This window comes from Verrucosispora sp. WMMA2044, assembly GCF_027497155.1.
In the GTDB taxonomy this organism is placed as follows: Bacteria; Actinomycetota; Actinomycetes; order Mycobacteriales; family Micromonosporaceae; genus Micromonospora; species Micromonospora palythoicola.
Genome location: NZ_CP114913.1, coordinates 6208256 through 6219753 on the forward strand (window position 1 = coordinate 6208256; position 11498 = coordinate 6219753).

At 72.9% G+C, this 11498-nt stretch carries 15 protein-coding genes; 11 read left to right on the top strand and 4 right to left on the bottom strand.

The window, feature by feature from the left end; all coding sequences use genetic code 11:
* Nucleotides 1-23: 23 nt before the first annotated feature.
* Complete coding sequence (locus tag O3597_RS28125; RefSeq protein WP_281602906.1) at nt 24-398, bottom strand: DsrE family protein; 375 nt, start codon at nt 396-398, stop codon at nt 24-26.
* Between the two features lie 12 nt (nt 399-410).
* On the opposite strand from O3597_RS28125, the gene mtfM reads away from it, so the two are divergent.
* Both mtfM and O3597_RS28135 read left to right on the top strand, forming a co-directional pair.
* Complete coding sequence (mtfM, locus tag O3597_RS28130) at nt 411-515, top strand: small membrane protein MtfM (RefSeq protein WP_046570768.1); 105 nt, start codon at nt 411-413, stop codon at nt 513-515.
* Nucleotides 516-519: 4 nt separating this feature from the next.
* Complete coding sequence (locus tag O3597_RS28135) at nt 520-1113, top strand: FABP family protein (RefSeq protein WP_164448519.1); 594 nt, start codon at nt 520-522, stop codon at nt 1111-1113.
* Nucleotides 1114-1174: 61 nt separating this feature from the next.
* Here O3597_RS28135 and O3597_RS28140 read toward each other — a convergent pair whose 3' ends face one another.
* Nucleotides 1175-2023: an aminotransferase class IV gene (locus O3597_RS28140; protein WP_281602907.1), complete on the bottom strand. Its 849-nt coding sequence runs from the start codon at nt 2021-2023 to the stop codon at nt 1175-1177.
* Nucleotides 2024-2091: 68 nt separating this feature from the next.
* Between O3597_RS28140 and O3597_RS28145 the strand changes: the two genes are divergently transcribed.
* The 4 genes from O3597_RS28145 to O3597_RS28160 all read left to right on the top strand — a co-directional run bounded on the left by O3597_RS28145 (nt 2092) and on the right by O3597_RS28160 (nt 5554).
* Nucleotides 2092-2520, top strand: coding sequence for a Fur family transcriptional regulator (locus tag O3597_RS28145; RefSeq protein WP_164448517.1), 429 nt, complete (start codon nt 2092-2094; stop codon nt 2518-2520).
* The gene (locus O3597_RS28150; protein WP_281602908.1) at nt 2517-3629 is read left to right on the top strand and encodes a folate-binding protein; all 1113 of its coding nucleotides are present in this window, start codon (nt 2517-2519) and stop codon (nt 3627-3629) included. Before O3597_RS28145 ends, O3597_RS28150 begins: the two co-directional genes overlap by 4 nt.
* Nucleotides 3630-3673: 44 nt before the next feature.
* A complete protein-coding gene (locus O3597_RS28155) occupies nt 3674-4501 on the top strand; it encodes a 3-keto-5-aminohexanoate cleavage protein (protein WP_164448515.1) in 828 nt (275 codons plus the stop codon).
* Between the two features lie 93 nt (nt 4502-4594).
* Nucleotides 4595-5554, top strand: a complete 960-nt coding sequence (locus tag O3597_RS28160) for an asparaginase (protein WP_281602909.1) — start codon at nt 4595-4597, stop codon at nt 5552-5554.
* Between the two features lie 121 nt (nt 5555-5675).
* Here O3597_RS28160 and O3597_RS28165 read toward each other — a convergent pair whose 3' ends face one another.
* Complete coding sequence (locus O3597_RS28165; protein ID WP_281602910.1) at nt 5676-6473, bottom strand: alpha/beta hydrolase; 798 nt, start codon at nt 6471-6473, stop codon at nt 5676-5678.
* A 111-nt stretch (nt 6474-6584) separates the two neighbouring features.
* Here O3597_RS28165 and O3597_RS28170 point away from each other — a divergent pair, with 111 nt between their 5' ends.
* The 5 genes from O3597_RS28170 (at nt 6585) to O3597_RS28190 (ending at nt 10432) form a co-directional block, all read left to right on the top strand.
* Nucleotides 6585-7241 (top strand): helix-turn-helix transcriptional regulator, encoded by a 657-nt coding sequence (locus O3597_RS28170; RefSeq protein WP_164448512.1) that lies wholly within the window; start codon nt 6585-6587, stop codon nt 7239-7241.
* Nucleotides 7242-7243: 2 nt separating this feature from the next.
* Nucleotides 7244-8038, top strand: a complete 795-nt coding sequence (locus O3597_RS28175; protein WP_281602911.1) for a hypothetical protein — start codon at nt 7244-7246, stop codon at nt 8036-8038.
* Between the two features lie 70 nt (nt 8039-8108).
* Complete coding sequence (locus tag O3597_RS28180; RefSeq protein WP_164448510.1) at nt 8109-8423, top strand: DUF2516 family protein; 315 nt, start codon at nt 8109-8111, stop codon at nt 8421-8423.
* Nucleotides 8420-9307, top strand: coding sequence for an alpha/beta hydrolase (locus tag O3597_RS28185; RefSeq protein WP_281602912.1), 888 nt, complete (start codon nt 8420-8422; stop codon nt 9305-9307). The genes O3597_RS28180 and O3597_RS28185 overlap by 4 nt, the downstream gene beginning before the upstream one ends.
* Nucleotides 9308-9517: 210 nt before the next feature.
* Nucleotides 9518-10432: an SDR family oxidoreductase gene (locus O3597_RS28190; RefSeq protein ID WP_281602913.1), complete on the top strand. Its 915-nt coding sequence runs from the start codon at nt 9518-9520 to the stop codon at nt 10430-10432.
* A 63-nt stretch (nt 10433-10495) separates the two neighbouring features.
* Here O3597_RS28190 and O3597_RS28195 read toward each other — a convergent pair whose 3' ends face one another.
* Complete coding sequence (locus tag O3597_RS28195) at nt 10496-11494, bottom strand: YafY family protein (protein WP_164448508.1); 999 nt, start codon at nt 11492-11494, stop codon at nt 10496-10498.
* Nucleotides 11495-11498 lie beyond the last annotated feature (4 nt).

Below are 11498 nucleotides of genomic sequence, written 5' to 3' on the forward strand. Positions count from 1 at the left end.
CTGCCCGGGCGCTGACCGGCCGGTCAGTAAACGAGCGCCTGCGCGCCCTCGGCCATCGTCTCCTCGACGAAGACCGCCGCCCCGGCGATCCGTACCCCGGGGATCACGTCGCCGGAGTCGATGTCCCGGCGTGCGGCGCACTGGGTACAGGCCGTCACCGTGCCGGTGGCGAGGATCACGTGCAACAGCTCGGCCAGCGGGGCCGAGTGCGGCAGTTCGAAGCTCTGCGCCCGGCCGGGCAGCGCGAACCAGGTCGACTCCCCGGTCAGCCAGAGGGAGACGGGCACCCCGGCGGCGGCTGCGGTGGCCGCCACGGTGAACGCCTGGGCGCACCGTTCCGGTGCGTCGGCGCCGGCGGTGGCCTTGACGACGAGAGTGCGGGCCATGACCGCCAGCATAGGATGACCCGGATGGTCACCGAGATCGGGTTCGTCAGCCTGCTGGTCGCCGGCCTGGGCGCGCTCGCCGGTGGCCTGGTCTACCTGGCGGTACGGATATCGAGAGGCAAGTGGTGATCCGGTGAGTGACGACAATCCGTTGGCGCCGCCGCCCTGGCTGAACGCGCCACCGGTGGAGGCGTATCCCTTCGAGGAGAGTCACGATCTGCGGGTCGGCCCGAAGCTGCACCCCGCGCTCGACGGCCTGCTGCCGTACATCGGCGTGTGGCGGGGGCGGGGGCGGGGCGGCTTCCCCACCATCGAGGACTTCGACTTCGCCCAGGAGATCCGGATCAGCCACGACGGGCGGCCGTTTCTGCACTACGAGTCGCGGGCGTGGATCCTCGACGAGCAGAGCCGGCCGGTGCGGCCGGCTGGCCGGGAGGTCGGCTGGTGGCGTCCGGTGCTGGCCGGTGACCGGGCCACCGACGAGCTGGAGGCCCTGCTGACCACCCCGACCGGGGTGATGGAGCTGCACCTCGGCCGGCGCAAGGGCACCCAGGTGGAGTTCGTCACCGACGCGGTGGTGCGCACCTCCACCGCCAAGGAGGTCACCGCCGGGCACCGCCTCTTCGGCATCGTCGAGGGCGCCCTGCTCTACGCGCAGGACATGGCCGCCGTCGGTCAGCCGCTGTCTCCGCATCTGTCCGCCCGCCTCATCCGGGTCGCGGGCTGATCCGCCCGCTGGCGGAACGGGCCTGCCGGGGCCTCGGCTCGGCGCACCCGAGAACGCGGCCTCAGTGCAGCGGAAAGCCGAGCAGTTCCTGCAACGGGCGGGTCAGCGGGCTGAGCGGCAGCGGCTCGGCGTCGAGGGTGTGCACCGCGACCAGGCCGCGTACCGACGAGGTGAGCCATACCCCGTCGGACCCGCGCAGGTCCGCCGGGGTGACCATGCGTTCGGCGGCCCCGCAGCCGACGTCGGCGCAGCGGGCGAGCAGCCAGGCGACCGTGGTGCCGGGCAGGATGCCGGTGCGTCGGGCGGGCACCGTGCACAACGTCTCCCCGGCCAGCCAGACGAGGTTGGCGGTCGGGCCTTCCAGGGCGTACCCGTCGGAGGAGATCCAGAGCACGTCGTCCACGCCGGCCCGGGCGGCCCAGCGCCGGGCGGCGCTGCTCGCCCCGTACGACGTGGACTTGATGCCCGCCGGCAGCCAGTCCAGTTCCGGACGGGCCTCGGCGGGCACGCCCAGGGAGAGGGTGGCCACCCGCACGCCGTCGTGCCGGGCCTGCCGGGCTGTGGGGGGCACCTCCGAGAGGGTGGCGTACACCGTCGGTGGGCCGCCGCTCTCCGGCCCCCGGGTGCAGACCAGCCGAAGCGCGCCCTCCACCTCCGCGGGCCAACCGGCGGCCACCTGGTCGAGCAGCTCGACCAGGGCGTCGTCCGCCGGGAGGGTCAGTTCCACGGCCGCCGCGCCGGCCCGCAGCCGGGTCAGGTGCTCCTGGCGCAGCCAGGGCCGCCCGTCGCGGAGGTGCATGGTCTCGAAGAGTCCGTCACCGCGCAGCACGCCGAGATCGTCGCCGCGCAGTATCGGCTCCCCGACCGGCAGCCGCCCGCGACCCAGCACGCCGATCCGCGAGGTCACCACGGGGGCCGAGCATAGTGCGACGCCGGTCGCGCCGGGAGGTGCGCGCCGGCCCGAACTATGATCGGGGGGTGTCCGAATCCTCCCTCGCGGAACTGCTCCGCGCCCGTGGGCTGCGGCTGACGGCGCAGCGACAGCTGATCCTCCAAGCGGTGCTGGACCTGGGGCACGCCACCCCTGAGCAGGTGCACACCGCCGTACGCGAGGTCGCCGCCGGGGTCAACATCACCACCATCTACCGCACGCTGGAGCTGCTGGAGCGGCTCGGCCTGGTCACCCACACCCACCTCTCGCACGGGTCGCCGACCTACCACGCCGCCGGTGAGGACCAGCACGTGCACCTGGTCTGCCGCGAGTGCGGCGCGATCGACGAGATGGATCCGGAACTGATGCGTCCGCTCTCCGACCAACTGGCCGGGGAGCGGGGCTTCCGGGTGGACATCGGGCACGTCTCCTTCTTCGGCCTCTGCGCGCGGTGCGGAAACGGGGAGCAGACATGATCGACATCGCGGGCGCGGTGGCCGTGGAGAGCATCGACGAGGCCAGCCGGGACCAGCCGGAGCCGGTGCACGCCGCAGCCGGGGTGCGGGGCGTGGCGGCGCACTACGGCGACCCGATGCGCGAGCAGCGCCAACTGGACACCGAGGTGGGCCTGGTGGACCGATCGCACCGGGGAGTCGTCGCGGTGCCGGGTGCGGAGCGCATCTCCTGGCTGCACACCCTCACCACCCAGCACCTCGCCGAGCTGGGGCCGTGGCAGGGCACCGAACTGCTCGTACTCTCCCCGCACGGTCATGTCGAGCAGCACGCCATGGTGGCCGAGGACGGTGACACCACCTGGCTCGACACCGAGCCGGGGGCGACCGGCGGGCTGCTGACGTACCTGGAGAAGATGCGTTTCTTCAGCCAGGTCGACCCCCGGGACGCCACTGCCGAGCACGCACTGCTGTCGTTGGTCGGGCCGAAGGCCGTCGAGGCGGTGGCGCTGCTCGACGTGCCGCCGCTCGCCGAGCCGGACGTGGTGGGACTGCCCGGCCCGAAGTTCCGGTCCGGTGAGCTGCCACCCCGCCCGACCGCCCGCTACCACGTGCGGCCGCTGCCGCAGGGTGGCTGGGCCCGACGCGGCCCACTCGGCGTGGACCTGCTGGTTCCCCGGCCCGCGATGGACCAGGTGGTCGCGCGGCTGCGCGACAACGGGGTGCCCCCGGTGGGGCTGTGGGCGTACGAGGCGGTGCGGGTGGCCGCCCGGCGGGCCCGGGTCGGCGTCGACACCGACCACCGGACGATTCCCGCCGAGGTGGACCTGATCGCACCGGCCGTGCACCTGGACAAGGGCTGCTACCGAGGGCAGGAGACGGTCGCCCGGGTGCACAACATGGGCCGCCCACCGCGCCGGCTGGTGCTGCTGCACCTCGACGGGGTGGCCACCGACCAACTACCGGTGGCCGGCACCCCGGTGACCCTGGACGGCCGTCCGGTCGGCTTCGTCGGCACCGCGGTCCTTCATCACGAGCTGGGCCAGGTCGCGCTCGCGGTGGTCAAGCGCTCGGTGCCCGACGACGCTGCGCTCCGCGCCGGCGACAGCGCTGCCGCCATCGACCCCTCGTAGACGCCGACTCCGCTGGTGGCCGGGGGCGCTCTAGGATCGCCGGCATGACGACAGGGACGTTGATCACGGTTGCCCCCACCGGCGCGGAGTCGGCGAAGACCGAGGTGCCGGCGCTGCCGGTGACCCTCGACGAGTTGCTGCTCACCGCCAAGGAGTGCGAGGCGCTGGGTGCCGCCGTGATCCACGTGCACATCCGGGACGACGAGGCCCGGCCGACCCTGGACCTGGGCCGGCTCCGCGCGACCGTGGCGGCGCTGCGGGAGAGCACCGATCTCATCGTGCAGCTGTCCACCGGAGGCGCGGTCACCGACCCCGAGGCCGACCGGCTCGCGGTGCTGGAGGCCGCACCGGACATGGCCTCCTGCACCATGGGTACGGTCAACTTCGGTGACGAGGTCTTCCTCAACCGGTGGGAGTTCGTCGTCGAGCTGCACACCCGGATGCAGGAGCGGGGCATCGTGCCCGAGTACGAGATCTTCGACCTCGGTCACCTCGGTGCCCTGCAGCGCCTGTTGGGGAAGTACGGCCTGCCGCACGGCGGCCACGTCCACGTCGACTTCGTGATGGGGGTGCCGGGCGGCATGCCGGGCACCACGGCGACGCTCGTGGCGGCTCAGCAGATGCTCCGGGACCTGCCGGAGGGCACCACGTTCTCGGCGACCGGCATCGGCCGTACCAGTCTTCCGGTGCTGCTCGCCGCGCTCTCGGCCGGCGGTCACCTGCGGGTCGGGATGGAGGACACGGTCACGTACGCGAAGGGCCGCCCGGTGGAGTCGAACATGCAACTGGTGGCGCGGGCGGTCGGCTTCGCCCAGCTCGCGCAGCGTCCACCGCTGAACACCGCCGAGGCCCGGGTGCTGCTCGGCCTGTAAGGCGCGGGTCGCCCGGCGTTCTTCACCCCCGGAGGTGGAGTGCCAGCTCACCCCAGGGTGAGCGCGGCCGGACACCTCGGTACCGTCCACGTCGTGGGAAAGACGTACGAGGGCGGCGTGCCGCTCGCCGAGGTGGTCCGGTCCGGTTTCGTGGAGGGCGTGCACCGTGGCTCGGTGGTGGTGCTCGACAGCACCGGCGCACCGCTGGCCGCCGCGGGTGACGTCACCTCGCCGATCTTCCCGCGCTCGTCGAACAAGCCGATGCAGGCGGTCGGCATGCTCCGCGCCGGGCTGTCGCTTACCGAACCCGCCGACCTGGCCATCGTCGCGGCCAGCCACGCGGGGGAGGAGTTCCACCTGGCCCGGGTCGCCGGGCTGCTCGCGGGTGCCGGTCTCGACGGGGACGACCTGCACTGCCCGCCGGATCTGCCGGTCGGCGATCTCGCGCGGATGGCGGTGCTGCGGGCCGGCGGCGGCCCGAGCCGGATCCAGATGAACTGCTCCGGCAAGCACGCCGGGATGCTGCTGACCTGCCGGTCCGCCGGTTGGCCGATGGAGGGCTACTGGCGTGCCGACCACCCGCTGCAGCGCCGGCTGCGTGACACGGTGGAGGAGTTCACCGGCGAGGAGGCGGTGGCCGTCGGCGTCGACGGCTGCGGCGCTCCGGTGCTGTCCGCGTCGTTGACCGGACTGGCCACGGCGTTCCTGCGGATGGTCGCCGCCGAGGGCGACAGCGGAGCGGGTCTGATAGCCGACGCGATGCGGGCCCACCCCGAGGTGGTCGGCGGTACGCAGGCGGACGACACCCGACTGATGCGTGGCGTACCCGGACTGCTGGCGAAGATCGGCGCGGAGGGTGTCATCGCCGCGGCGCTGCCCGACGTCGGTGCCGTCGCGCTGAAGATCGACGACGGCGCCGGCCGCGCCCGGATGCCGGTCCTGGTCTCGGCCCTGCGCCGACTCGGCGTCGACGCCCCGGTCCTCACGGAGTTCGCCGAAGTACCGATCTTCGGTGGCGCCCTCCCCGTAGGCGCCACCCGCCCCCTCTGGTAACCACCCACCCCACCCCGGATCTCGTCGATCTTGCGCTTCCTGTCCCCGCAAAGCGCGCTAAAAGGCGCATGTGGGCGACCAAAAGTGCAAGATCGACGGGGTGGTCGGGGTGTGGGGTGGTTTAGGGGAGGAAGGTTAGGAGGGGGGTGTTGATCTGGGTGGGGCTTTCGAGGGGGAGTAGGTGGGCGGCGTTCGGTACGTCGGGTAGGCGCACCGCCTGTCGAGCCTCCGCCGCGATGCGATCGGCTAGGTGACGGATGTCAGGCACGTCCGCCGCCCCGGCCGCGACCAGTACGGGCATGGTCAGCTCGGCCAGTCGCCCGATGGCCGGCGGGTCGAGTTCGGCCACGTCCACGGCGCTGAGTGCCAGCTCGGCGGCGAGCGCCCGTTCGTCCATCTCGGTGGCGAAGGCGACCAACTCCGGGTCGACGTCAGCGGGTTCGCGGTCCGGACCGACCACCCAGAACCGCACCTCACCCGCGGCCGTCGCGGCGAAGTCCTCCGGGTCGACGTCGCCGACCAGGTTCTCCCACAGCTCGTTCGTCTGCTCCGACCATTCGTGACCGGACACCGCGGTGCCGAGCAGGGCGAGGGCGCTCACCCGGTGCGGGTGGGCGAGCGCGGTGTCGATCGCCACCGCCCCGCCGAAGGAGCAGCCGACCAGGGCCGCGCTGGCCAACCCGAGGGCGTCGAGCAGGCCGACCACGTCGTCGTGGTGGGCGAAGGCGCTCGGCGGCAACTCGGACTCCCCGTAACCGCGTAGGTCGACAGTGATCACCCGGTGCCGGGTCGCGAGCGGTGCGATCTGGTCCCGCCACATACGGCGGTCGGCGATACCAGCGTGCAGCAGGACGACAGGCGATCCGGTGCCGGCCTCGTCGTACGCCAGCAGGGCTCCATTTACCTGGATCTTGGTCACCGCAGGACGGTACGACCGGGCGTGCGGGGTTCGCAAGCGGGTGATGAGACGTTGCTAACTCCGGCTAGCACTTTGCTTGCAGCTGCTAGCAGGGCGGGCTAGCGTTGAATCATGGCCACTCCCAAGGACCTTCCCGACGTCGGCGGGTTCATTCGTGACCTGCGGCGGAATGCGAAGATTTCGCTTCGGCAACTGGCCGAGCAGGCGGGGGTCAGCAACCCCTACCTCAGCCAGATCGAACGAGGCCTGCGCCGGCCCAGCGCCGAGGTGCTCCAGCAGCTCGCCAGCGCGTTGCGGGTCTCCACTCCGGCGATGTACCTGCGGGCCGGTCTGCTCGACGACAAGGAGGGTCAGGGCGTGCTGGCCGCCATCGCCGTCGACCCGGACCTGACGATGGCCCAGAAACAGTCCCTGACCCAGATATATGAGACATTCCGCCGGGAGAACTCGCGGCTGGCCGAGGCAACCGCGACGATGACCGGCGCGAGCGGCGAGGGCGACGCGCCCACCACGGGCGACCGGGCCGGCGGCTCCGTCGCGAGCGGCGCGGCCGGCGTCTCCGACGCGGCTGACGTCACCGCCCCCGACGTGGCGAATCTGGCCGCGACCGGGCCCACCACCACGGCGGGCACCCCGACCGAGGCGGTGCTCGAATCGGTCGCCGTGACCGAGGCGGGTTCCGCGCCCGCTCCGAACAGCACCCCAGCCAGGAAGGCCGCCCGCAAGGTGGTCCGCAAGACCGCGACCGCGGTCCAGGAGGAGAAGTAGTCATGACCCAGCCGAAGACCAACCGCATCCCTGCCCCGATCTACGCCGCGGCCGGCGCCGGTGAACTGGCCCTGCAGCAGCTGCGCAGACTGCCCACCGTGGTCGGTGAGCTGCGTGACCGTGCCGTCGCCGACGGTGGCCGGGTCGTCAGCGAACTCGGCGGCAAGGCCGTCGTCACCGGTTTCGAGCTGCGCCAGAAGGCCAACGACACGCTGCGCAACGCCAACCGGACGGCCGAGTCGCTGCGGCAGAAGGCCGCGCCAGCGGCCGACCTGAACCGGCTGCGCGAGCACGCCGACCTGGCCAAGCTCCGCGAGGCGGCGGATCTGCACAAGCTGCGCGAGACGGCCGATCTGAACAAGCTGCGTGGGGCGGCCGATCTGGACCGGCTGCGCGAGCTGGCCACCCGTAACGCGGCCGCCGTCGTCGCCGGCGCCCAGGCCGCTCAGGAGCGGGCGCTGGCCGCGTACGGGGCGCTGGTGGCGCGGGGTGAGCGGGTCGTCGGCACCGGTGTGCTGGAGGTCGCCGACACGGTGAACACCGACATCGAGGCGACCGAGGCCAGCGTTGCCGCCGCGCCTGCCGCTCCCGCCGAGGAGACCGCACCGGCCGCCGTCAAGCAGGCCGACGCCGCGGCCGAGGTGCCGAGCCCGGCCGAGGTGGCCGAGATCGTGGAGGCCAAGCCGGCTGCCGCGAAGAAGACCACCCGGGCGAAGTCGACCACCCGGCAGATCGCCGCCAAGCGGACCGACAGCCCGTCGGCGAAGCTCCCCCGGGGCGCCAAGCGGAGCCAGTGAGTCAGCAGCCGGCGACCCCGGGACCGTCCTGTCGCCACGGACCCGGGGTCGCCGGCATAAGCTTGCCGTCATGGCCAACGCCGCGCCGATCTTCGTCTTCGACGTCCGCTACGTGATCGAGCTGATCCTGTTCGTCTTCGCGCTTGTCGTGCAGGGGGTGGCTCTCGTGCACGCCGTGACGCAACGTTCCGATGCGTTCCCGGCCATCGGGACCCTGCCGAAGGGCGGCTGGATCGCGATCCTGGCGGTCACTCTCCTGCTCACCCTGCTCACCCGCTCCACCCTCAGCATCTTCGGGCTGATCGGGGTGGCGGCGGCGCTGATCTACCTGCTCGACGTCCGGGTCGGGCTACGTGACCTGGGCGACAACAGAGGGTCCTGGTGAGAGCTTTCCGCTGGCCACCACCACCGGACGGTGGACCGCGCACCTGGGGGCCCGGCCCGGGTGCCCCGCGCAGCGGCCGGCCGCCGTTGCCCGACCCGGAGACCGAACTGGTCGCCACCCCGCACGGCGTACGACTGGAGCGGCTGGTCACCGGCGTCGGTGACCCGGTCACCGTCTTCGCGCACGGGCTGGCCAACGGCATCGCCACCACCCGACCCTTCGGCAGCGGCGTCACCGGTCGCCGGGTCTTCTTCCAGTTCCGTGGCCATGGCCGTTCCGACGCGCCCGACGGGCCGTGGAGCTATCTGGACCTGGCCCGCGACCTGCGGGCGATCGCCGACCTCAGCGGTGCCACCCGCGCCTTCGGGGCCAGCCTGGGTGGCGGTGCGCTGTGCCGGCTGCTCGCCGAGAGCCCGGAACGGTTCGAGCGGCTGGTCTTCTTCCTGCCCGCCGCGCTCGACCGGCCACGCGGACCGCTCGCCCGAGCCCGGCTGACCGAGCTGTTGTCGGCGGTGGAGAGTGGGGACGCCTCGGCGGCGGCGGAGGTCGTCTCCACCGAGCTGCCACCGGCCGTACGCAACACGCCGGCCGGCTGGGCCTACCTGCGGCAACGGCTGGACCACCTGCTGCGTGACGGCCTCGCCGCCGGGCTTGTCGAGCTGCCGGAGCAGGCCCCGCTGCCCGACGCCGGCGTGCTCGCCCGGGTGACCGCGCCGGCGCTTGTCATCGCCGCCGAGGGCGACGAGCTGCACCCGGTGGAGGTGGCCGAACAGCTCGCCGCCGTGCTGCCCCGGGCCACCCTGCACCGCTACGACCGTCCCGGGGTGCTCTGGACGGAACGCGCCGACCTGCGCCGCCGCATCGCCGACTTCCTCAACGGCTAGCCTGCCGCCTGCCCCCTGACGTGGGCGCCCGCCGCCCGCCGCCCGTGGGATGCGGCATGTCGCGGCATCCGGCGCGCGGGACGGCGCGACATGCGGCATGCCGTGACGTCCGGCGCGCGGGAAGGCCCGACATACCGCGTCGCGTGGGTCACAGCCGTAGTCGCGAATACCTGCCACCAGGTGGCAGGTATTGCTGGCAGCGTGAGACGCATGACGAAACCGCTCATCGAAACGGTCGCGCTCGTCGCCGGTGCCACCCGGGGCGCCGGCCGGCAGATCGCCGTGCAACTCGGCGCCGCGGGAGCCACCGTGTACGCGACCGGCCGCAGCAGCCGCGCGGGCCGCTCCGAACTGGACCGCCCGGAAACCATCGAGGAGACCGCCGAACTGGTCACCGCGGCCGGCGGCACCGGCATCCCGGTCCGGGTCGACCACCTGGTGCCCGACGAGGTGCGGGACCTGGTCGCCCGGATCGACGCCGAGCAGGGCCGGCTCGACGTGCTGGTCAACGACGTGTGGGGGGCCGATCCGCTGATCACCTGGGAGAAGCCGGTGTGGGAGCAGCCACTCGACGCCGGCTTCCGCACCCTGCGGCTGGCCGTCGACACGCACGTGATCACCAGTCACTTCGCGTTGCCGCTGCTGATCCGCCGCCCCGGTGGCCTGGTGGTCGAGATCGGTGACGGCACGAAGGCGTACAACGACGAGAACTACCGGCTCTCGGTCTTCTACGACCTGGCCAAGACCTCGGTCAACCGGCTCGCCTTCAGCTGGGCCCACGAAGTCAGGCCGCACGGCGGAACGGCGGTCGCGCTCACTCCGGGCTGGATCCGTTCCGAGGCGATGTTGGAGCACTTCGGCGTCACCGAGGCCAACTGGCGCGACGGCGCGGCCAAGGACCCGCACTTCCTCATCTCGGAGACCCCGGCGTTCGTCGGCCGGGCGGTCGCCGCGCTCGCCGCCGACCCGGACCGGGCGCGCTGGAGCGGCCGGTCCGTCTCCGCCGGGGAACTGGCCCAGGTGTACGGCTTCACCGACGTCGACGGCTCCCAGCCGGACGCCTTCCGCTACATCAGTGAGGTGGTCGACGCCGGCAGACCCGCCGACGTCACCGGCTACCGCTGATCCTCCCGCCCCCGGTGTCCGCCCGTCTGAGCGGACCGACCGGCACTCTCCCGCCCGGCCGTACTACGCCGGCCGGTCGGGAGACCGGTCCTCGGCGGAGTACAGCGTGGCGGCCCTGATGGCCGCCTCGGCCAGCCGCGCCCGTAACTCCGCTGGCTCGATCACCTCCACCTCCGGCCCCAGCGCGAGGAGTTGGGTGTAGGCCACGTCGACGGACTCGACGGGCAGGCGGGTCCGTACCCAGCCCTGCCCGTCGGGTTCGTCCGCGGCGGCGACCGCCGCCTCGTACCCGAACGGGAACTCGGCGAGGTGCCGGAGCCGGCGCAGGCCGGCGGGGCTCAGCCGGATCGTGACCTCGGCCCGCAGCATGCCGCGCAGGAACTCCTCAGCCCGCGCCCGCCAGTGGCCGGCCAGGTCGAATCCCGGATCCCGGTCGAAGCCCTCCTCGTGTGACTCGACCGCGGTGACCCGATCCACCCGGTAGGTGCGCACGTCCTCGCCGACCCGACCCACCAGATACCAGGTACCGCTCTTGAGGACCAGGCCGTACGGGCAGACCCGACGGACGACCTCGTGTTCCCCGCGCCGGTAGCGCAGGGTCACCACCCGGTCCCGCCAGACCGCGCCGGCCAGCTCGGCCAACCACCGCGGCGGTGCGGTCTCGCGGTACCAGCCCGGCACGTCCAGATGGAACCGCTGGCCGGTGCGTGCCGGGGCGTCGCGCAGGCTCGGCGGTAGTGCCGCGAGAACCTTCAGTTCCGCCGCCGCCACCGCGTCGGCCAACCCCATGTCACCGGCCGGGCCGGGCAGCCCGGCCAGGAACAGGGCCTCCGCCTCGTCCCGGGTCATGCCGGTCAGCCGGGTCCGGAAGCCGCCCAGCAGCCGGTAGCCGCCGGCCCGCCCCCGGTCGGCGTAGATCGGCACGCCGGCGGCGGAGAGCGCCAGCACGTCCCGGTAGACCGTCCGCTCGGACACCTCCAGCTCGCGGGCCAGCTCGGCCGCCGTCAACACCTCACGGGCCTGCAACAACAGCAGCAGGGAGAGCAACCGCGACGCCCGCACCGAC